Origin of the sequence: Acutalibacter sp. 1XD8-33 (genome assembly GCF_003612555.1) — a bacterium.
GTDB lineage: Bacteria > Bacillota > Clostridia > Oscillospirales > Acutalibacteraceae > Acutalibacter.
Window position 1 is genome coordinate 25,333 of the sequence record NZ_RAZF01000004.1, and the last position, 20,684, is coordinate 46,016.

The following is a 20,684-nucleotide window of genomic DNA, read 5'->3' on the forward strand; positions in this document are numbered from 1 at the left end:
CCGCTCCGCCGGAGCCCTGGGCCCGGAAATCTTCCCTATCTTGGGAGTCTCCTGCTGCGCCGCCTCCTTCCCCGGGGTCTGAGTCCGGCGGGGCCTTCCGCCGGATCTGCTATTCTTTTTTTCCTTTTCTGCCACAAATCTTCCTCCTTCAGTTCTCCCCAGCCGGACGCCTGTTGGCAAACAGAGCCAAGCCCCGCCCTCATGGCAGGGCGCGGCCGGAGAGGTTTTGATACCGGCGTTCCATATGGAATCCGTGTTTTTCTATAACAAAAAGCGGCGTCTGCCGCATTAAGCCGTAAAGATAGTACCCCTATTTTACTATTTCTGGCATTGCCTGTCAAGTCGGCATTGCCAGAGCGCGGTTTCTTTTGTAAAGTATATTTTTTGAAACAATACCCATGTTTCAGTGTAGGCGGCAAAAGCGGGGCTTATTCCCTTTTCCCCGGACGCGGGAAAATTTTTCGGAGATCTTCCCTTCGGGGGCTTGACAAAGTATACTAAAAAGGTATATATTTATCTAGCAAGGGAAAACTGATTCTGTTCTCCCAATTTCTTGAAGATACCATTCTTGAAAGGATGTCTGAAAATATGGACCATCTGCCCATTCGAAAAGTCTATGCCGACAATGCCGCCACCACCGCCGTCTCTGAAGAAGTGCTCAGCGCCATGTTGCCTTTCTTCAAAGAAGTCTACGGAAACCCTTCCAGCCTGTATGCCCTGGGGCAAGAGGCCAAGGCCCCTTTGGAGGAGGCCCGGGCCACTGTGGCGGAATGCCTGGGCGCAAAGCCCAACGAGATCTATTTCACCAGCTGCGGCAGTGAGAGCGATAACTGGGCCATCAAAGGCGCCGCCCGGGCTATGCGGAAAAAGCAGGGCAAAGACCACATCATCACCTCCGCATTCGAGCACCACGCGGTATTGCACACCTGCCAGGCTCTGGAAAAGGAGGGCTTCTCCGTCACCTATCTTCCTGTCCATGCGGATGGCGTTGTGTGCGTGGAGGAACTAGAAGCCGCCATTACAGACAAAACCGCCCTAGTCACCATTATGTATGCCAACAACGAGATCGGTACCATCCAACCCATCCCGGAAATCGGCGAAATCTGCAAAAAGCATGGGGTTTTGTTCCACACGGACGCGGTCCAGGCCGTAGGCAATCTGCACATCGATGTAAAGGCTCAAAATATTGATATGCTCTCCCTCAGTGGCCACAAGATACACGCCCCTAAGGGGGTAGGAGCCCTTTATCTCCGCGCGGGGGTATCCATTGAGAATTTTATGGACGGGGGCGCCCAGGAGCGGGGCCGCCGGGCAGGCACGGAAAATGTGGCGGAGATCGTGGGTCTGGCCACAGCCATCCGCCGGGCCACAGACACCATTGATGAACGTGTTGCCCGGCTGACTCCTATGCGGGATAAACTTATCGAAGGGGTGCTGAAAATTCCCCGCAGCCGCCTGAACGGCAGCCAGAAGCGCCGCCTTCCCGGCAACGTGAGCTTCTGCTTCCAGGGGGTAGAGGGGGAATCTCTGCTGCTGCTGCTGGACATGAAGGGCATCAGCGCATCCTCTGGCTCTGCCTGCACCAGCGGTTCTCTGGACCCCAGCCATGTGCTTCTCTCCATTGGTCTGCCCCACGAGGTAGCGCATGGCTCCCTGCGGATTTCCTTCGGGGATTACAACACCATGGAGGATGTAGACTACATTCTAGAAGTCCTGCCCCAGATCATTGAGCGCCTGCGGAACATGTCTCCTCTGTGGGACGCCATCCAGATGGGCAAAGTCAGCTACGACCAGTATATGTAGCGCCGCTTTTATTAGGAGGAGTGAGCTTGAAGCAGAAGCATAGGAACGCCCAGCGGCCTCCTCTTAGCAGGCGGGTGGGCAGAGTGTTCGTTCTATCATTGATGTTAAGCATACCCACTCTGCTTATCAACCTGCTGATACAGGGAGGCAAAGAATTCCGCTCAGAAATTGAAACCTGCCGGAAATACCGGAAGATTACACAAAACATGAAAAGAGAGGACAGATAAACCATGGCATACAGCGAAAAAGTGATGGACCATTTCGCCAACCCCAGGAATGTGGGCGAAATGGAGGATTTTAGCGGCGTAGGCGAGGTGGGCAACCCCAAGTGCGGCGACATTATGCGCATGTATATCAAAGTGGAAGGGGACATCATCACCGACGTCTCCTTCATGACCTTTGGCTGTGGAGCAGCCATCGCCACCAGCAGCATGGCCACCGAGCTGATCAAGGGCAAGCCCATCAGCGAGGCGCTGAAGCTCACCAACAAAGCGGTCATGGAGGCCCTGGACGGCCTGCCGCCGGTAAAGGTCCATTGTTCGGTGCTGGCGGAACAGGCCATCAAAGCGGCTGTTTCGGATTACTATAAACGCCAAGGGATCGACCCGGAGCCTATTGTGGGTGCGATTCCCGCGTGCGAAGAGTGCGGGTGTGAGATCTGATCCCCCGCTCCAACCGTATTTCATACGGTTGCGCGGTTGCGCTGAAAAGCCCCCTCCGCGGCATTATAGTAAACGCACTTGAAAATCGGTATATACCGATTTTCAAGCTAGGCGGCACAGTAGTTGCTGCGCCGCCTAGTTCAAAAGAGATATACCTCTTTTGAACTGCGTTAACTATTACTGCGGAGGGGGCTTTTCAGCGGGCTGGCCCCGCTCGGCAGAGCGGAGGCCCAGCCGAGCGGGCCCATGGCTGAATCTGCCAAAAGGGTAGGCGCTCACGACCTATAAATCCCGGAACTTCTTCACCCTTTTCAGCATCTTCTGCTTCCTGCGGTAAAATACCACCAGAATCAAATATACCACAATCAGCGCCCCAATTGCCGCCATTACCGCGATAAACCAGGGTGACGTAAGCAGAGAGCGTCCCTGCTCCCAGCCGGCGATCAGGTCGCTCCGGGACACAGACTCCGTGGCGACTACCGGTACCGTGGCAATCACCTCGTCCACATAGCTCAAAGTAGCCGTCCCAATCTGCTCTCCCTTCCGGATGGGGGCCTGTACGCTTTCCGGCGCGTCTACCGTCACTCGGATGGAGGTGGCGTCCACATCGTTAGGCAGCATCACGCTCACATTCTGATCCGCCGCCAGCAGCAGCTCATCCTTCTGATAGGCATACTCCAGCTTCACCGAAGAGAGCACGTCTCCCTGGGAGGCGATGGTCTTTTTTTGCAGGCTGGTAAAAGCCCAGCGGTACAGGGTAGCGGAGTCTCGCATTTCGTTGTGAATTCCTTGGGCGTATCCCTCCATATCTCCCATTGCCACGATAATGTAGGTGTAGCCATAGGCCGTAGCGGAAGAGGTCAGGCAGAAGCCAGCTTGATCATGGGAGCCGGTCTTGATGCCGGAGGCGTAGGTGTAAAAATAGTTGTTGCCATTCTCGTCCGGATAGTTCAGCAGCATTTTGTTGGTATTCATTTTAGTGGATACCTCCGGGCTGAGGTTGGTGGCCGGCTTCTCATACCAGGGCTGGGACACGATCTTGGTGAAATTGGGCAGGGTCATGGCGTATTTGGTGATGGCCGCCATGTCTCTGGCCGTACTATAGTGATTTCCATCGTGAAGGCCATGAGGATTGGTGAAATGGGTATTCCTGCACCCCAGCTCCTCTGCCTTCTTATTCATCTGCTGCACAAAATAGCTGGTGCCGCTGTAGTCAATCACACCCTCCCCCCGGTCCTCTGCGGGAGCCATGCTCGGTTCTGCCGCAGTCCCGGAGGCATCCCCCCCTTGAGCCCCCGGGTCCTCCGGGTCCGGGGCGTCCTCCGGCACGATTTTCCCGCTCTCGTAGAGGTCGTCCACATACTCCATCAAGGTGACGGCGGCATCATTTCCGGAGGGCACCATGAGCAGATACAAAAGCTGTAAGCCCGTCAGTTCCTCCCCCACCTGTACTCCCGCCAGAGAACTGCCGGTACCCGCCAAGTCGTCCTCCACACTCTGAGGCACAGTAATCACCGCGTGCTCGATGTCCGGGATGTTCTCATAGGCTACAATATAGGTCATGATTTTTGTCATGGAGGCCATAGGCAGCTGCTCGTCCGGGTTCAGGGAATAGACTACCGTGTCCGTATCCAGATTCACCATAAACAGTGACTTACAGTGGGGCTCTGTGCTGTCTCGCTCATCCCCTGTGTCCCACTTGAAGGTAAACCCTTCGGCGGCATAGGCGGGCATGGCGCAAAAGGTCAGGGCGCATAGCGCTAAAATGCTGGCAAAAAGGCGCCTCCATCCTGCTTGTTTCCTATTTTTCATCTCTTCCATCCTCCCGGTCTGTGTCGTAATCGCCAAGAGCGCCGGCTCCTCTTAGTATACATGGTTTCACCCGGAAAAGGAAGCCGGAATTTGTTAAGATTACCTGAATATTTGCTGAATAAGCACGGAATAGCCCTTTGCCGCCAGTCTCCTGAGAAACTCCTGACCGCTCTGGATCCTTCCTCTTTATATATCAAATACCTGTCCTGGCGCGGAAACATCCATCAGGCAGGAAGCGTAGTTCTGGTAATGGGGGTCAGCCTTGAACAGGGGCACCACAGAATAGTCCCCCCACATATGCATGGGGAACACACGCTTCGCGCCCGCCGTCTCAAAAAAGTACCGCATCCCTAAGTCGAAATCCGCATCCTGGCGGGGATCCAGAGGCACAAAGGCAACGTCAATATCCTTTTCTTTCAGGAGCTCCAGTTCTTCCCGGTACATCCGCACCATCTGATCGTTCTGATATCGGGGAGCTCCGTCCCAAACCCAGCAGTTCAGGTCACCGGCATGGTAGATCCGCTTGCCCTCGCACTGGATGAGAAACGCTACCCCCTGGTCCGTGGACTGGAGGGTGGCGATTTTCAGGCCGTCTACCTCATAGGTATGGTGAGGAGACACAAAAACAGCGCTCTCCCGAAGCTCCTTGGGAACTCTGCTCTCCCAGATGTCGTCGGAGAGGATAAAGCGCACCTGCCGCCCGGGCCGGGCCTCTTGGAAAACCGCCGGGGAGAAATGGTCCTCATGGCAATGGCTGGCGAACACATACAGGGGCTTGTCCGACCGGGGAATCTCCCCCTGGTAGTAGTCGAACAGCAGGCAGCAGCTTTCCAGCTCCACGAAATAGCCACTGTGCAGAATAAACGTGATTTTCATGGAAAGACCTCCTTTTGTTGGGGCGCGCGCCGGGCGGAGCACACAGCGCCAAGCATGGTGAAAGGATAGCGCTCGGTTTCGCCGTGTGATACGAGTTTTCCTGCGGAAAACTCGCCAAGCTGGGTGATGGATGCATAACGCCAAGCATGGTGAAAGAATAGCGCTCGGTTTCGCCGTAGTGTCAAAAAGATAAACCCTCGCACGGCTCGGTTTATCTTTTGCCGGGCTGGGTGCTGAATACACGCCGCTGGCTACTTCCGGTACTAGGGGACTTTTTTCTCTTGCAAAAAGTTTCCTCTTGCAAGAGTTTTGCTTTGCAAAACTCGGATAGTTAACCGAGCAGAGCGAGTGTTAGCTATTATTCACACTTCAAAAAATGCGCTTCTCAGGTGTTTAAAGTCAAGGGCAAGGTCGTGGGACGCTGCTAAGGCACACCCTGCAACCTTTGAGAAAGGTAAGACTTCGTTTCACGAAGTCTACGAAACTTTTACGGTGGTTCTGTCAGCTCGTCAAACAACATAAAATCTTCACGACGAATAAAATGAGGAGTGACATTGCGCGGTCCAAGACTTGGCGTAGCCAAGTCTCAGGCGTCTAGGCCCCTGGTGGGGTTTGGGGCAAAGCCCCAAGGTCTTTGCGCCCAGCCCCGCTCTATTGCCGCATATGCTTCCCCTTTCCTCCCCGCACCACAGGGTCCTTTTGGTGCATGTGCCTGGGACGGAATTTCTTCTTTACATGCAGAAGCCGGGCAATGGTCTCGCCCTTGGGCAGCATGGCCACATCGTCATAGCTCACCGCCCGGAACAGCACGATTGCCAGGGCGTATACCACAACCGCCACGGCAATCGCTGGGATCACCGCCATCCTGGAGGGCAGGAAGCCGCACAGCCCCCTGTAAACTCCATAGGACACGGCTCCCATCACCCCGGCGGAAACCACAATCGGAACGGCCATGGCTACCACGCTGTCCATGCGAGGCAGGCTACCCCGGATGGCAATCAAGTTTAAAATCATGATCAAAAAATAGGCGATTGCCGTGCTGATGGCAGACCCCATCACATTGATTTCCGGAATGCCGGTGAGAAAATAGGAAATCACAATTTTTACCACAGCGCCCACAGCCATGTCAACCACCGGACGGGTAGTCCGGCCAAAGGACTGGAGAATGGCGTTGGTGGTGAAGAGAGTGCTGTTAAAGGCAATGGCGATGGCAAGCACTCGCAGCAGACTGGCCGCGCCTTCCGCCACTTCCGGCCGGTTGAAGAGAAAGAGCTGGCAGATGGGGCCGGCAAACAGGGACATCCCTACGCTGGCAGGGATGGAAATTAACAGCGTCATGCGCATGGAAACCGAGGCGATGTGGTTCACAGAATGCTTGTCCTCGGACACAATCGCTCCGGAGAGCACCGGCAGCAGGCTAGTGGAGATGGGTACTACAAAGGCCCCGGGCAGGTCGAACAATTTTCGGGCATGACCCAACACCCCGCTGAACCAGTCCGCCTGATCCTGCGTAAAGCCTGCCACCATCTTCATCCGGTCCATCAGCACCGCGCTGTCCACAAAATCCAACACGCTGAGAAAGCAGGCTCCCAGGGTGATGGGTACCGCAAAGCGTACCAGAGAGAGAAGCATATCCCGGCGAGAGGGCAGAGCGTTGCTATCCGGGGGCAAGCTCCGGTCTTTCCGGCGCTGGCGCAGCTTATAGCAGGCCAGATAGGTCATGCCCAAGGCCGCGCTGATGGATACGCCGGTAATGGCCCCTACAGCCGCCCAAGCATCGGAGTCGTACCGACGGATAATATAGGCGGCCAGGCCCACGCCAATGGCCACCTTGGAAACGGCCTCAATCACCTGGGAGACCGCCGTGGGCAACATGTTGGACCGGCCCTGGAAGTACCCCCGCAGAGCGGACATTACGGAGATGAAGAAGGCTGTGGGCGCCAGGGCCACGATGGTGTGGGCCGCGCCGGGCTTGCCCAGCAGCCGGGCGATCTGGTCAGAGCCGAAGAGCATCACCAGGCAGCCCAGAAGCCCCAAGCCAAAAAACAGCCAGAATGCCACGGAGAACACCTGATCGGCTTCTCTCCGCCGGCCCATGGTATAGGCTGTGCTTACCATACGGGACACGGCAATGGGTAGCCCAGCAGTGGAAAGCATCAGAAAGATGGTGAAGATATCGTAGGCCCCATAGAAATAGGACATTCCCTCGGCGCTGATGAAGTTGGCCAGAGGGATGGAGAACAGCAGGCCCAGCACCTTTACCAGCAGGGTGCTGGCGGAAAGGATGGCGGCACCCTTCATAAATCCGTTTCTGCTTTCCTGCGCCGTACCGCCACCCCCTTTTCTCCGAATCTTTCTGCACAGGCTTTAGTGTCCCACCAGTATCTGTTTATTATAACAAATTTTTACGAGGAGCGCAAGGGCCGCGTTCGGGCAAAAAAGAGAAGCGCAGAGGAAAAACCTCTTGCTATTCCGTGGAATATGGTGTAGAATAGGCGTAGAGACGCAAAAGCAAAGGCAGGGCGCGGGGGACCCCCATCCCCCACGCCCCTATGCAGGAGACAGCCCTCCCACACAGCAGAAAATCTGCACCATACCCATTATAAACAATCCCCTTGTCTTTTACAAGAGGGATATTATAGGATTTTGCGTGTAGCTTCCGGCGGTGTAGGGATCCTTCCCTGCGCCGTTTTTTGCCGTCTCTGCGGCGCCGCCTGGGGGCGGGATTTTCTCCGCCCTCCCGGAAGGCCGCCACAGAGAAAATTTTGCCAAGAGGCAAGGAGGTTATTATGAAAAAATCCATATCTGCATCATGCTCAAAGGGGGGCGTTCTCTTATGAAGCGGAATGTCCCGCGAATTCTGGGGGCGCTGCTGGCTATTTGCCTGGTCCTCTCCCTGTGCTCCTGCGGCATTTATGAAAAACTGAATGACGCTTATATGAAAATGAACGATGATACACTGCCTGACCCCGGTCCCTCCAGCACTGTCCAATCTAACACTGACTCAACGCCCAGTAGCGCGAGTTCCGATTCCGAAGAGCTCTACGCCACAGTGAGGGAGTTTCTCCACGACCCCCAGGTCCGGGCGGAGATCGATGCCTCCATCGATGAAATGGCGGGCGATGGCATGGAGGCCTCTGTAGAGGGCTCTGATGATACCCTGGTGTACACCTTCCGGTTCGATGATGATATGCTGGAGGGCGTCGACGAGGAGATGCTTGCGGCCAATCTGGAAGAGGCCCTGGACGAAGTGTCCGGCACCTTTGAGGACATCGCCCAGTCCGTATCGGAGGTGGTCATGGCGGAGGAGATCATGGTCCTCGTGGTGTATGGCAAGGCCGACGGCACGGTGCTGGCCTGCCGGGAATTCTACCCGCCGCAGACAGGAGCGGCAGGCACAGCAGGCGGCGAAACTGGCGGCAAAGAGGTGCGGGGCACAATCTACGACTGTGAAATCGGGATTCTCTCCGCCCGGGCAGGCGTAGCCGACAATAGCGAGAGCTACGTTGTGGTGAACTTCGAGTTTTCCAACGATTCGGACGAACCTGTCGCCTGCAATTATGTGGCTCTCATAGAAGCCTATCAGGGCGGGATCCAGCTGAACGAGGCATACGGTTCCGACAGCATTATGTTAAGCAACAGTGATTATTTTACCACCAACATCAAGCCCGGGACCACCGTGGAATTCCAGAAGGCCTTCTGGCTGGAAAACGACGAGGACATTGAGGTGGAGGCCAGAGGCCTACTCTCCTCCCTGGACGATACGCCCCCGGTCACACGGACTTTCAATATCGTCACCATGGAGTAATTTTTTGATAAGCCGCAAAAAGGGAACCCTCGAGGGGCTCCCTTTTTCCATGCCATTTTCGATTTACTCCAGTTCGAAAGCGCCGGTGTAGAGCTGATAATATTTGCCGTGCTGGGCGATGAGCTCCTCGTGGGTGCCCCGCTCGATGATGCGCCCCTGCTCCAGCACCAGGATGCTGTCCGAGTTCTGCACCGTGCTGAGCCTGTGGGCGATGACGAACACCGTGCGGCCCTGCATCAGGCCGTCCATGCCCTTCTGCACCAGCCGCTCCGTGCGGGTGTCGATGGAGGAGGTGGCCTCGTCCAGCACCATCACCGGCGGGTCCGCCACAGCCGCCCGGGCAATGCTCAAGAGCTGCCGCTGGCCCTGGGAGAGGCTCCCCCCGTCCCCGGTGAGCATGGTGTCGTAGCCCTCGGGCAGGCGGCGGATAAAGCTGTCCGCGTTGGCCAGTTTGGCCGCCGCCTCGATCTCCTCGTCCGTGGCGTCCAGCTTGCCATAGCGGATATTCTCCCGCACCGTGCCGGTGAACAGGTTGGTGTCCTGCAAGACCACGCCCAGGGACCGGCGCAGGTCCGGCTTCTTGATTTTATTGATATTGATGCCATCGTAGCGGATTTTTCCGTCAGCGATGTCGTAGAACCGGTTGATCAGGTTGGTGATGGTAGTCTTGCCCGCGCCGGTGGCCCCCACAAAGGCAATCTTCTTGCCCGGGTCCGCGTCAATGTCAATATTGTGGAGCACCAGCTTTTCCTCAGTATAACCGAAGTCTACGTCCAGCAGTTCCACCTCGCCGGTGAGCCGCTGATAGGTGACGGTGCCGTCCTCCTTGTGGGGGTGCTTCCAGGACCATAGGCCCGTGCGCTCCGCGCTCTCCACCAGCTGGCCGTTTTCCTCCTTGGCGTTCACCAGGGTCACGTACCCTTCGTCCTGCTCAGGCTCCTCGTCCATCAGGTCGAAGATCCGCTCCGCTCCCGCCAGGGCCATGACAATGGTGTTGAACTGCTGGGAAACCTGGCCAATGGGCATGGTGAAGCTCCGGGAGAGCTGGAGGAACGCCGCAATGCCGCCCAGGGTCAGGCCGCCCACACCCCCCAGGGCCAAGGCCCCGCCCGCGATGGCGATCAGGGCGTATTGCAGATGGCCCAGGTTGTTCATCACAGGGCCCATGATATTGGCGAAGCTGTTGGCCCGGCTGGCCTCCTCCTGCAGGGTGTCGTTCAGCTGGTCGAAGCCCTCTTTGGCCTTTTCCTCGTGGCAAAACACCTTGATGACCTTCTGCCCGGTGACCATCTCCTCGATATAGCCGTTGATGGCGCCCAGGGATTTCTGCTGCCGGACGAAGTACTTGCCGGAGTTCTCCCCGATCTTCTTGGTGAGGAACAGCATGAAGGCCACCACCACCAGCACCAGAACCGTCAGGGGGATGCTGGTGGTAATCATAGCGCTGAACACGGAAACCAGGGTGATCACCGTGCTGAACAGCTGAGGAATGCTCTGGGAGATCAGCATTCTGAGGGTTTCCGTGTCGTTTGTATAGCGGCTCATCATGTCCCCGTGGGTGTGGGTGTCGAAATATTTGATGGGCAGCCGCTGCATATGGGTAAAGAGGTCGTCCCGGATATCCTTCAATATACCCTGGGACACGCTGACCATCAGCCAGTTCTGGGCAAAAGTGGCCCCAATCCCCAAGAGATAGATCAGCCCCATCATGCCCAGCGCCCGGAGTAGCCCGGAGAACACCGGGTTCTCCATCTCCAGCAGAGGCATAATATAGCTGTCAATCAGCACTTTCAGGAACATCGATCCCGCCACGCCCACCAGAGCGCTGATAAGAATGCATACCAGCACGATTCCCATGCGCACCCGGTTTGGGACGCTCATATAGCTTAAAAGCCGCCGGATGGTCTTGCCGGAATTTTTTGCCTTGGGCCTATTCTTGGCATAGGCCGCGCCCATTGGTCCTCTAGGAGGCATTTGCACTCTCCCCTTTCTGTTGTGATTCGTAAACTTCCCGATAGATGGGGCTCTTTTCCATCAGCTCCTGGTGCGTGCCCACGTCCATGATCTTTCCGCCGTCCAGTACGATGATCTGGTCCGCGTCCTGGACAGAGGCCACTCGCTGGGCAATAATGATCTTGGTTGTGTCGGGAATCTCCCGGCGGAAGGCCTCCCGAATCAGCGCGTCGGTATGGGTGTCCACGGCGCTGGTGGAGTCGTCCAGAATCAGAATCTTGGGGTTCTTCAGCAGGGCTCGGGCGATACATAGCCGCTGTTTCTGGCCGCCGGAGACATTGGAGCCTCCTTGCTCGATATAAGTGTCGTATTGATCCGGAAATTCCTGGATAAACCCGTCCGCCTGGGCCAGATGGCACACCCGTTGGATATCCTCGTCGCTGGCGTTCTCATCGCCCCAGCGCAGGTTGTCCTTAATGGTGCCGGAGAAGAGCTCGTTCTTTTGTAGCACCATGGCCACCTCTTCCCGAAGGGCCTCCACGTTGTAGTCCCGCACATCCTCGCCGCCTACTAACACCCGGCCCCCACTTACGTCGTACAGCCGGGGAATCAGCTGCACTAGGCTGCTCTTGCCGCTGCCGGTGCCCCCCAGGATGCCTACAGTCTGGCCGGGCCTGATGTCCAGGTTAATCTCTGAAAGGCACTGCCGCCCGGATTTCTGATAGTGGAACTCTACGTTCTCAAAGCGGATTGAGCCATCTTTCACTGTGGTTATGTTCTTCTCCCCGTCCGCAATGTCACTCTCTTCGTCCAGAATCTCCACCACACGCCGGGCGGAGGCCTGGGAGATCGTGGCCATCACGAAGATCATGGCCAGCATCATCAGGGTGCCCAGGATCTGCATGGCGTAGCTCATCATGCTCATCAGCTGGCCGGTGGTCATGGAGCCGCCGACAATCAGCCGGGCCCCAAACCAGGAGATCAACAGCATGGTGCCGTACATGCAGAACTGCATCAGCGGGGAGTTGAAAGCCAGGATTTTTTCCGCTAGAGTATTGTCCCGGCGGATATCCTCAGAGGCGTCCACAAATTTCTTTGTCTCATAGTCCTCCCGGACAAAGGCTTTCACCACCCGGATGCCCCGAAGATTCTCCTGAACCACGGTGTTCATCCGGTCGATATGCTTGAACATCCTGGAGAACACAGGGAAGGCCTTGACGGAGAGAAACCCCAGCCCCAGGCCCAGCACCGGGATCGCCGCTAAGAAAACCAGGGAGAGCCTGCTGTTCACACTGAAAGCCATGATCATGGAGAAGATCAGGGTCATGGGTGCCCGCACGGCAATGCGGATCATCATCTGGAAGGTATTTTGCAGATTGGTCACGTCGGTGGTCAGCCGGGTGACGATGCTGCCGGTAGAGAATTTGTCAATGTTGGAAAAGGCGTATTTCTGCACCTTATAATACATATCCTGGCGCAGGTTTCGGGCAAACCCGGTGGAGGCCCGGGCCCCATAGAAGCCGGAGAGAACGCCGAAGGCCAGAGAGACCAGGGCGCAGGCCACCAGCAGCAGTCCCACCCGCCATATGACGTTCATATTCCCCGCATCGATGCCGTCGTCGATCATGGTAGCCATCAGCAAGGGGATGATAACCTCCATCACCACCTCCAGGGTGGCGGTGACGGGCGTAAGCACGGTGTCCTTCTTGTATTCCCGGATACACCGGGAAAGTTTTCGAATCATACGCTGTACCTTCTTTCGGTTTAGATTAAAAATCAGACGAAATGCTTTTCTTGGGAGTATTATGTTGGCCTCTAGGCGCACAAGACTTAGCAAAGCCAAGTCTGTCGCGCCCTATGCCAGGGATTCTCGGATCTTCTCGCACAGGCGGATAAAGGTTTCCTTCTCCTCCGGGGTGAGCCCAGAGGAAAGCCGGGCCTCGATCTCCGCGATATTCCGCTGAAATCTCTCCTGGCATTCCACGGCCTTTTCTGTCAGCTCAATCTTTTTCAGCCGCGCATCCCACTCCACCGGCCGGCGGATAATCATACCCTCCTTTTCCATGGCCTGCAAAATTCCTGTCATCGTGGACCGGCGCACAGAGAACTGCTGCTGCAAATCCCGCTGGTAAATATCCCGGTCCCGGTTTTCATAGATAAACCCGATCAGCCAGCCATACACCCCCACGCCGGAACGTCCGCCGTCCTCCCCAATATACTGATGGGTCAACCATCGGATCATATGAGACAGACCATTGATCTGAAAGCCAATCTCGTTCTGATGGTCGGCCCGGCCCGGCTTAGGGACGCAAGGCCTGCCGTCCTCTTTTCTCATTTCTGTTTCTCCTCCCTTCCCGAGCTTACGAAAACGATACTGTTCGGTTCCGCACTGTTAGTTTCTGTACTGTTAGTATTCGAACTGTTCGGATGCTAACAGTATATTCCTTTCCGCTGGAAATGTCAAGGGGGTCCAGAAAAATTCTTTTATGCCAGACAGCGGGGCCATATAGCAAATTAACTTGAGAACCAACAAATGATGTCGGTAGATAAGGCTTTCGCTATCAGCATCGGCACTTCAAAAAAGGACTAACCCCTCTGTTATATCGTACAAACCCTAATGAATACATTATAGCGAGGTGGTGTTGATGATTGAAATGTCGTGAGTTTATTTATGTCGGAGAGCCTGCTCCGCAAATCACCGAACAGGCATACACAGCGTTTTATCTGCATCTTCAAAAGTCAATACTTGCTTCTTTAGAGAAACGGGAGCTTTTGACCCATTCGCAATATAGCCGCTGTATCGAGGAAATAGAAAAACAATACTGTCAGAAAAACCGCAGCCAAGCCTAACCGCTTGGCTCTTTCCATATAGAAATATGCGATTTCATTATTTGCACATTCGACACATGAGCAAGCAGTCATTGTACTTAAACTACGGCAAGTCATTGAGGAGAGGTTTTATGCCAACATTACAATATGAACTCTTAAACCAAGAGAGAAAAATGCAGGAAACGAAAAAGAAAGTTGCCGCCTATTGCCGTGTTTCCACGGACAATGAAGACCAAGCCAATTCTTTTGAAAGCCAACAGCGATATTTCCGCCAGTATATCGAGCGTAATCCCGATTGGGAGCTTTATGCCATATTTGCCGATGAGGGCATTTCTGGAACGAACACGAAAAAGCGAAAAGAATTTAACCGCATGATTGCGTGTGCAAAAAACGGCGATTTTGATTTGATTATTACAAAGGAGATTTCCCGTTTTGCGAGAAATACCCTTGATAGCATATTCTATACCCGTGACCTCAAAAAGCACGGTGTCGGCGTTATCTTTCTGAACGACAACATCAACACCTTAGATGGCGATGCGGAGCTTCGCCTTGCCATTATGTCCTCTATCGCACAGGAGGAAAGCCGCAAAACTTCCGAGCGTGTAAAATGGGGGCAGAAACGCCAGATGGAGCAAGGCGTTGTGTTTGGACGCAGTATGCTCGGCTACGATGTAAAGGACGGGAAAATGACTATCAACGAGGAGGGGGCGAAAATTGTCCGCCTTATCTTCCACAAGTTTGTGGACGAGGGAAAAGGCACTCATGTTATCGCCCGTGAACTTCGGGAGGAAGGTATTGAGCCTATGCGTGTCAAGGAATGGCAGAATACGGTTATTCTCCGTGTTATCCGCAACGAAAAATACTGCGGCGACTTAGTGCAGAAGAAAACCTATACGCCAGACTTCCTATCCCATGAAAAGAAATACAACCGAGGACAGGAGGAATTTGTCATTCTCAAAGACCACCACGAGCCGATTATCTCTCGTGAGCTTTTCGATAAGGCAAACCGCATTCTGGATGCAAAATCACTTTCGCAGGAGGGCAAGGCAAAACACAGCAACCGCTATCCGTTCTCTGGGAAAATCAAATGTGGCAGATGCGGGGCAAGTTATGTAGCCCGATATAAAACCCGTAAAGACGGGAGCAGATACAAGGCGTGGCGTTGCTATGAAGCGGCAAACTACGGCAGACCGCACATCGACAAGGCGGGCAATCAAGTGGGCTGTTCTGGCGAGAGTATCCGCAATGAGGATGCCATTTATTTATTGTACCGTGTTTGCAGGGAACTAAAAATCAACCGCCAGAAAGTTGTCGATAATCTCACCAAGACGATTGACGCTGTTATGCGAATAGATTTAACAGGAACAAGCACAAGTGCCTTATCGGAGAAAATCGAGGAAGCCAAGAAAAAGCGTACAGGTCTTATAGACCTTTACACAAGCGGCGACATAGACAAAACCGAGTTTACTGCCCTAAGAGCCAAGTATGACGAGGATATTGAAAAGCTAAAGTCTAAAATGGAGAGAATTGAGCAACAACAGACAATGATACTCAAACAGCAGGGATTGATGGCGGATATAAAAAACGCCATTGACGAGCTGATTAACGGTATTCAGTACGAGGACGAATACTATACCCAGATACTCGACAAAATGGTAATCAACGATAAAAACCACATAGATGTCTATTTGAAAATGCTGCCGCATAAGTGGAGCTTTACGGTAGCAAAGGGCGTTACGGGGGCTTTAGTAAACGCAGCAGGTACACAGAGTGGACCTGCCAAAAAGACTGAAGCCTCAGAAAACTCCATTTCTGAGGCTTCACTACCGATATCCGTCAAAATAGCCGCCAGCTCAGGATAGGGCATGGAATACCGCTGGCTGAGATACCGCAGGGACGCACCGATCTCTCCGTGTGGCCCGCCATACTGGGTGATGATAATTTTTGCCAGCTTTGGATTGGGGTTTTTAATCCGGACAGGGTGCTGTAGGCGCTTTTCGTAAACAAACATCTTATTCCGCCTCCTTTTCCGGTTCCGCTTCCCAGGGCCAGGGTCCGCTGATCCAGGCCCAGCGGCTGGTTTCGCTGCTCAGCTGGCCCAGGGGGCCATAGGCTTCCTCATAGTCTTTAACAGTGCGGGCCAAACGCTGGCGGTACTCTTCCAGACGGCGGGCGGCTTCACAGTTTGCCGGGTGGGTGTCCAAAAAAAGGTGCAGCTCCCAGCAGGCGAACTGCATGGCGCTGATTTTCCGCCGCAGAGCGGCTTGTGGGGTATCACTCACCGGGGCTCGCCTCCTCTCCGGCCATAGAAGGGCTTATCCAGCACCGGGAACAAAGTGCCTACGTCCAGGGCGCGCTCAGCGCTGTGTAGGCTGCTGCTCCACTGCTGGTAGGGTACATATGCCATGGCTGGGACAGGATCTGGCGGCAAGGGCGTAGGATCTGGCGCACAGGGCTCTAAGGCCCCATTGATTTGATCTGCCATATGGTTCGCATCCTTTCGCGTGTTCGCAGGGATTCGGGGACGTCCTATAGGAGATTGTCCCCTGCAATTCGAATTAGCATACTTTCTAAAAGATAAGTGTGCGAAGCCACTTCCTTTTAAAAAGTATAACTCCCCAAAGTTCAAAAGACTTAAGAATTCTTTTAAACCAGGCAGTTATGCCGGCAAACTTGAAATCGGCTTTACGGACTTTCAAGTTTGTCTACTATAGACTATGCGAAACGGACAAAAGGGTGAAGGCGCAGCGTTTGCAGGAAAGGCCGTGGCCTCTAAAGTTTCCCCAGAACCCGACCCTGGCAGCGCAGGTCGTCGTAGTCATGGAGGGGGATGGGGGCATAGCGAGGGTTCAGAGAGAGGAGCTCCTCCCGGCCCAGGAGCTTGATATAGCCGTCTCCGTTGAGAAAGAAAATCCCCACCTCCCCCTCATTGATAGCGCCCTCCACCCGTTCTACAAATACAATGTCTCCGTCCATATAGGCGGGCTCCATACTGTCTCCGTTTACCCGGGCGCAGTAGTGGGCGTTTTCGGGAACCTGCTCTGTGGGAATCTCCAAGCGGGTTTTATACCCGCTGTCGCTGCTCCAGGGCTCCCCGGGACCGGCGCTGACGGCCAGATCATAGCAGCTGATATAGGTGATGCCCCCCGTCTGCTGCCGCTCCGCCACATGGGTCATCCTGTCGTATTCTTTTTCCAGGACCAAATCAGCCAACTCTTTTCCATGCAGGTCTAAAAGCCGGTACTTCCGCAGACGGCTCAGCTCCTCCGCCGTGACTTCTCCTGGAGAGCCCGTCTCTAAAAGCAGGTCCCCGGAAATCCGCAGCGCCTGGATGATTTGGCGCAGCTTGGCAATGTCTGGTTGGCGGCGGCCAGTCTCATAACCGCAATAGGTGGTTTTATCCACGCCCAGCTGTCTGGCCAGTCCCTGCTGGGTGAGGCCCGCGGCGATCCGTGCCGACTTTAATTTTTCGGGAAAACTCATGGGGCTTCCCTCCTTTTCAATTAGTATATCCAATCGGTAGGCGTATTGTCAACAAAAAATCCGGAAACCACTTGACAAATTGACAATACGCCCTTATAATAATAAATATAGTGTCAAATCGACAACCAAAAAGAGATAAATACTGTCCGATTGACCACAAGAGAAAAGAAAGGAGAGCACAACATGACGGATTCGCAAATCTATCAAAACTATCAGGCGGCGTTCGACTATCGCGCCATGGCCCGGGAGGCCGCCCGGGAACGGGAGATTTTGCAGGGCAGGCTTCGCGCCCGGAAGAGAGAAGGTCCCAAAAGCCCAGATAAAGAGCAGGTCTGGCTGCAGGAAAACCGGATTCTGTACAGCATGTACTTAGAGCAGCGCGCCAATGAAATTGCTTTCTCCCGCCGGGCGGGCTGGCGGGAAAAGAGAGGCGCGATATGAGGCAGGACAAAGAGGTATTGGAAGGCCTGGCGGACGGATATTTTTCTCAGTGCCAGGAGAAAGACCGGCATCCCTCCCTGCCGGGGTTGGCTTTGGCTCTGGGGCTGGACAGCTGCCGGGAGCTAGAACGCCTGGCCTCTGCCGCGGGCCGGAAGGCTTCTGCTTTGCGCCGGGCCATGCTGCGCGTAGAAGAGGCAAATATTCAATCCGCCTACCAGAAAGATACCGCCGCCAGCGCCAAGTTTATTCTGCAAAACGGCTTTGGCTATGCGGAAAAGACTTCCCCCCAGTCTTCGGAGGACATAAAAGTCGTTCTGGAGGGCGGCTCTGGGGAGGCGGGCCCGTGAAGGTGATGATTCCCCAAAAGGCCTTTAACGCAGTCTATCTGCCCCTGCTCCGGGATGATGACCACCGCTATCTTGTGCTCTATGGAGGCGCGGGCAGCGGAAAAAGCATGTTCGCCGTTCAGCGCCTGTTGGTGCGGCTGATGGAGCGTCCCGGGCGGAACCTGCTGGTGGCCCGGGAAACGGCCGCCACCCACCGGGACTCCACCTATGCCCTGTTCCGCCAGGTGATTTCCCGCTGGGGCCTGGGGAGCTTGTTCCACTGGACCCAGGGGGAGCTGCGCATCACCTGCCGCAACGGCAACGCCATCCTTTTTAAGGGCCTAGACGACCCGGAAAAGCTGAAATCCGTCACCTTCCCTTCCGGGGAGCTGACGGATGTATGGATTGAAGAGGCCTCTGAGCTTCAGGAATCCCAGTTCAACCAGTTGGACCTGCGCCTGCGGGGACAGGGGGCCCGGCGGCAGATGACGCTTACGTTCAATCCCATTTCTACCCAGCACTGGCTGAAAGCCAGGTTCTTCGACAGGCCGGATTCCCGCGCGCTGGTGCTGAAAACCACCTATAAGGATAACGCTTTCCTAGACCCGGACTACCGGCGGACTTTGGAAAGCTACCGGGAATCGGACCCTTATTTCTATCAGGTCTATTGCCTGGGGGAATGGGGAGTGATGGGCCGCAGCTTCTTCCACGGGGAAAAGGCGGCGGCCAGGCTTCAGGAAGTCCCCGGCCCTGTGGACCGGGGGGAATTCCTGTTCCAGCGGGACGGCGGAGGGAAAATTGATCCGGCCAGTGTGCGGTTTACCAGTGTGCCGGGGGGATTTGTATCTGTGTACCGGCCGCCCCAGCCGGGTCGGGACTATATTATTGGAGGAGACACCGCCGGGGAGGGCTCAGACTTCTTCGTAGCCCAGGTGGTGGACCGGGAAAGCGGCCAGCAGGTGTGTACCCTGCGGGGGCGGATGGATGAGGATCTCTTTGCCCAACAGGCCTACTGCCTGGGGAAGTGGTACAATTGGGCCCTCACGGCGCTGGAATGCAATTTCAGCAGCTACCCCCTGCGGGAGCTGGAGCGCCTGGGCTATCCGAATCAGTACATCCGGCCTCGGGAAGACGGAATGGGGACCGGCTACGGATTTCGGACCACGGCGGCCACCCGTCCCCTGATCTTGGCGGGGCTGGTGGAGGTAGTGCGGGAGCATCCCCAGTGGCTTTGGGACAAGGACACCCTCCGAGAGCTACTGACCTTTGTGCGCAATCCTCGTGGGCGTCCGGAGGCTCAGCCCGGCGCTCATGACGACTGCGTGATGGCTCTGGCCATCGCCTACTATATCCGCGCGGCCTGCCAGGAGCCTATGTCTATGTGGAGCTGCGCGGTTCAAAGATGAAAACCACGCCAAATAGGAAAGGAGAATTATATGGAATGGAAGGATAGAATCCTGATTATTGCCGCAGCCGTGGGGGGAACCATGGCGCAGATTTTGGGCGGCTGGGACGCGGCACTCCAGGTGCTAATATGCTTTATGGGCGCGGACTATATGACCGGGCTGGGAACGGGCCTGTTCCGCCGGTCGGGAAAAACGGAAAGCGGCGGGCTGTCCAGTCAGGCGGGTTTCCGGGGACTGGTGCGGAAATGCGCTATGCTGGTGCTGGTGCTGCTGGGGGCCCTGCTGGACAGAGCCACCGGCAACAGCTGCATCCGGGATGGAATCTGCCTGTTTCTCATCGCCAACGAGGGACTGTCTATTCTGGAAAATCTGGGCCTGATGGGCGTGCCCTATCCCCGATTTCTGCGGAATATCCTGGAAGCCCTGAAGGACAAGGGAGATTCTCCCAAGGGTGCCACCCAGCCCAAGGAAAAAGGGAGGTAAGCCAATGCGTATTGTCGAGAAATCCTGCCCCCAGGAAAAGTACTCTGCCAAGTGTCCCTATACCAGAACGCCGCGCTTTGTGGTGGTCCACAACACCGGAAACGATGCCCCGGCAGAGAACGAGGCCGCTTATATGCAACGCCGGGAAGAGGAGGTTTCCTTTCACTTTGCGGTGGACGAGGACAAGGCCGTGCAGTGCCTGCCCCTGGACCGAAACGCCTGGGCCAGCGGGGACGGCCGCGGCCCGGGAAACATGTACGGCATCCATGTGGAGATCTGCCGCTCCCTCAGCGGCGGGGAGCGGTTCACAAAGGCGGAACAGAACGCCGCCCGGCTCACTGCAGGGCTGCTAAAGAGGTACGGGTGGGGGCCGGGCCAGGTGAAAAAGCACCAGGACTTTGACGGGAAATACTGCCCTCACCGGACCCTGGACCTGGGTTGGCAGAGATTTCTGAATCTGGTGAAGGCAGAGCTGGAGAGACTCAACAAAAAGGAGGAACCGAAATTGACGGAGGCACAGGTGAAAGAGATTGCCCGGAAAGAGGCGCAGGCAGTTTTCGCCGGGGAGTTTGCCCGGCGGAATCCCACATACGACACGTTGGAGCAGGCGCCGGAGTACTGGCGGGAGGAGATCCGGTTGTTGCTGGACCAGGGCGTGCTAAAGGGAAGCGGGAAAGGCGCCGGCGGGGCGGTTCGCCTTGACCTCACCCGCAGCGAGGCTAAAGCAGCCGTGCTGGTGGCCAGGGCGCTGAAGAGCAGGGAGACCTAAGTATAATCCAAAAAAGCGGCTCTGTCCCAAAAA

At 55.6% G+C, this 20,684-nt stretch carries 20 protein-coding genes and 1 pseudogene; 11 read left to right on the plus strand and 10 right to left on the minus strand.

From position 1 onward, the window contains the following. Positions 1 to 588 precede the first annotated feature (588 nt). Genes nifS through nifU form a run of 3 tightly spaced genes read left to right on the plus strand, consistent with a single transcriptional unit; the run spans position 589 to position 2,465 of the window. A complete protein-coding gene (gene nifS, locus D7X94_RS04480; RefSeq protein WP_120426528.1) occupies positions 589 to 1,803 on the plus strand; it encodes a cysteine desulfurase NifS in 1,215 nt (404 codons plus the stop codon). Between the two features lie 26 nt (positions 1,804 to 1,829). Further along, positions 1,830 to 2,030: a hypothetical protein gene (locus tag D7X94_RS04485; protein ID WP_120426529.1), complete on the plus strand. Its 201-nt coding sequence runs from the start codon at positions 1,830 to 1,832 to the stop codon at positions 2,028 to 2,030. A gap of 3 nt (positions 2,031 to 2,033) precedes the next feature. Continuing rightward, a complete protein-coding gene (gene nifU / locus D7X94_RS04490) occupies positions 2,034 to 2,465 on the plus strand; it encodes a Fe-S cluster assembly scaffold protein NifU (RefSeq protein WP_120426530.1) in 432 nt (143 codons plus the stop codon). A gap of 282 nt (positions 2,466 to 2,747) precedes the next feature. Here nifU and D7X94_RS04495 read toward each other — a convergent pair whose 3' ends face one another. From D7X94_RS04495 to D7X94_RS04505, 3 genes are all read right to left on the minus strand, one after another. After that, a complete protein-coding gene (locus tag D7X94_RS04495) occupies positions 2,748 to 4,313 on the minus strand; it encodes a D-alanyl-D-alanine carboxypeptidase family protein (protein WP_147401657.1) in 1,566 nt (521 codons plus the stop codon). A 150-nt stretch (positions 4,314 to 4,463) separates the two neighbouring features. Then, positions 4,464 to 5,153 carry an MBL fold metallo-hydrolase gene (locus D7X94_RS04500; RefSeq protein ID WP_120426534.1) on the minus strand — a complete coding sequence of 230 codons (690 nt, stop codon included), beginning with the start codon at positions 5,151 to 5,153 and terminating at the stop codon, positions 4,464 to 4,466. A gap of 651 nt (positions 5,154 to 5,804) precedes the next feature. Further along, entirely contained in the window at positions 5,805 to 7,454 is a 1,650-nt protein-coding gene (locus D7X94_RS04505; protein WP_120426536.1) for a putative polysaccharide biosynthesis protein, read from the minus strand. Between the two features lie 535 nt (positions 7,455 to 7,989). On the opposite strand from D7X94_RS04505, the gene D7X94_RS04515 reads away from it, so the two are divergent. Next, entirely contained in the window at positions 7,990 to 8,961 is a 972-nt protein-coding gene (locus D7X94_RS04515; RefSeq protein WP_158590891.1) for a DUF4854 domain-containing protein, read from the plus strand. Positions 8,962 to 9,024: 63 nt separating this feature from the next. On the opposite strand, the gene D7X94_RS04520 is transcribed toward D7X94_RS04515, so the two are convergent. The 3 genes from D7X94_RS04520 to D7X94_RS04530 form a co-directional block, all read right to left on the minus strand. After that, on the minus strand, positions 9,025 to 10,935 hold the full coding sequence (locus tag D7X94_RS04520; RefSeq protein WP_120426541.1) for an ABC transporter ATP-binding protein: 1,911 nt from the start codon (positions 10,933 to 10,935) through the stop codon (positions 9,025 to 9,027). After that, on the minus strand, positions 10,925 to 12,658 hold the full coding sequence (locus D7X94_RS04525) for an ABC transporter ATP-binding protein (RefSeq protein WP_120426543.1): 1,734 nt from the start codon (positions 12,656 to 12,658) through the stop codon (positions 10,925 to 10,927). Before D7X94_RS04525 ends, D7X94_RS04520 begins: the two co-directional genes overlap by 11 nt. A 111-nt stretch (positions 12,659 to 12,769) precedes the next feature. After that, positions 12,770 to 13,249, minus strand: a complete 480-nt coding sequence (locus D7X94_RS04530) for a MarR family winged helix-turn-helix transcriptional regulator (protein WP_120426544.1) — start codon at positions 13,247 to 13,249, stop codon at positions 12,770 to 12,772. Between the two features lie 314 nt (positions 13,250 to 13,563). Between D7X94_RS04530 and D7X94_RS18110 the strand changes: the two genes are divergently transcribed. Together D7X94_RS18110 and D7X94_RS18350 are read left to right on the plus strand one after the other, a co-directional pair. Continuing rightward, the gene (locus tag D7X94_RS18110) at positions 13,564 to 13,764 is read left to right on the plus strand and encodes a hypothetical protein (RefSeq protein ID WP_147401658.1); all 201 of its coding nucleotides are present in this window, start codon (positions 13,564 to 13,566) and stop codon (positions 13,762 to 13,764) included. A gap of 110 nt (positions 13,765 to 13,874) precedes the next feature. Beyond that, positions 13,875 to 15,605 carry a recombinase family protein gene (locus D7X94_RS18350; RefSeq protein ID WP_158590892.1) on the plus strand — a complete coding sequence of 577 codons (1,731 nt, stop codon included), beginning with the start codon at positions 13,875 to 13,877 and terminating at the stop codon, positions 15,603 to 15,605. Here the strand turns inward: D7X94_RS18350 and D7X94_RS18985 are convergent. The 4 genes and pseudogenes from D7X94_RS18985 to D7X94_RS04555 all read right to left on the minus strand — a co-directional run. Continuing rightward, a pseudogene (locus D7X94_RS18985) lies at positions 15,563 to 15,754 on the minus strand (manganese catalase family protein); the annotation flags it as partial. The gene D7X94_RS18350 and the pseudogene D7X94_RS18985 sit on opposite strands and share 43 nt — an antisense overlap. Before the next feature lies 1 nt (position 15,755). After that, the gene (locus tag D7X94_RS04545) at positions 15,756 to 16,025 is read right to left on the minus strand and encodes a spore coat protein CotJB (protein ID WP_243111174.1); all 270 of its coding nucleotides are present in this window, start codon (positions 16,023 to 16,025) and stop codon (positions 15,756 to 15,758) included. Next, on the minus strand, positions 16,022 to 16,228 hold the full coding sequence (locus D7X94_RS04550) for a spore coat associated protein CotJA (RefSeq protein WP_120426548.1): 207 nt from the start codon (positions 16,226 to 16,228) through the stop codon (positions 16,022 to 16,024). Before D7X94_RS04550 ends, D7X94_RS04545 begins: the two co-directional genes overlap by 4 nt. 287 nt (positions 16,229 to 16,515) lie before the next feature. Further along, positions 16,516 to 17,226 carry an XRE family transcriptional regulator gene (locus D7X94_RS04555; RefSeq protein WP_120426550.1) on the minus strand — a complete coding sequence of 237 codons (711 nt, stop codon included), beginning with the start codon at positions 17,224 to 17,226 and terminating at the stop codon, positions 16,516 to 16,518. A gap of 183 nt (positions 17,227 to 17,409) precedes the next feature. Between D7X94_RS04555 and D7X94_RS04560 the strand changes: the two genes are divergently transcribed. Genes D7X94_RS04560 through D7X94_RS18715 form a run of 5 tightly spaced genes read left to right on the plus strand, consistent with a single transcriptional unit; the run spans position 17,410 to position 20,651 of the window. Further along, positions 17,410 to 17,667 (plus strand): hypothetical protein, encoded by a 258-nt coding sequence (locus D7X94_RS04560; RefSeq protein WP_120426552.1) that lies wholly within the window; start codon positions 17,410 to 17,412, stop codon positions 17,665 to 17,667. Beyond that, positions 17,664 to 18,014, plus strand: coding sequence for a terminase small subunit (locus D7X94_RS04565; protein ID WP_120426554.1), 351 nt, complete (start codon positions 17,664 to 17,666; stop codon positions 18,012 to 18,014). Before D7X94_RS04560 ends, D7X94_RS04565 begins: the two co-directional genes overlap by 4 nt. Before the next feature lie 5 nt (positions 18,015 to 18,019). Then, positions 18,020 to 19,399, plus strand: a complete 1,380-nt coding sequence (locus tag D7X94_RS04570) for a PBSX family phage terminase large subunit (RefSeq protein ID WP_243111191.1) — start codon at positions 18,020 to 18,022, stop codon at positions 19,397 to 19,399. A gap of 30 nt (positions 19,400 to 19,429) precedes the next feature. Further along, entirely contained in the window at positions 19,430 to 19,882 is a 453-nt protein-coding gene (locus tag D7X94_RS04575) for a phage holin family protein (RefSeq protein ID WP_120426558.1), read from the plus strand. A gap of 4 nt (positions 19,883 to 19,886) precedes the next feature. Then, positions 19,887 to 20,651 carry a peptidoglycan recognition protein family protein gene (locus D7X94_RS18715; protein ID WP_199715006.1) on the plus strand — a complete coding sequence of 255 codons (765 nt, stop codon included), beginning with the start codon at positions 19,887 to 19,889 and terminating at the stop codon, positions 20,649 to 20,651. The last annotated feature ends 33 nt before the right edge of the window (positions 20,652 to 20,684 follow it).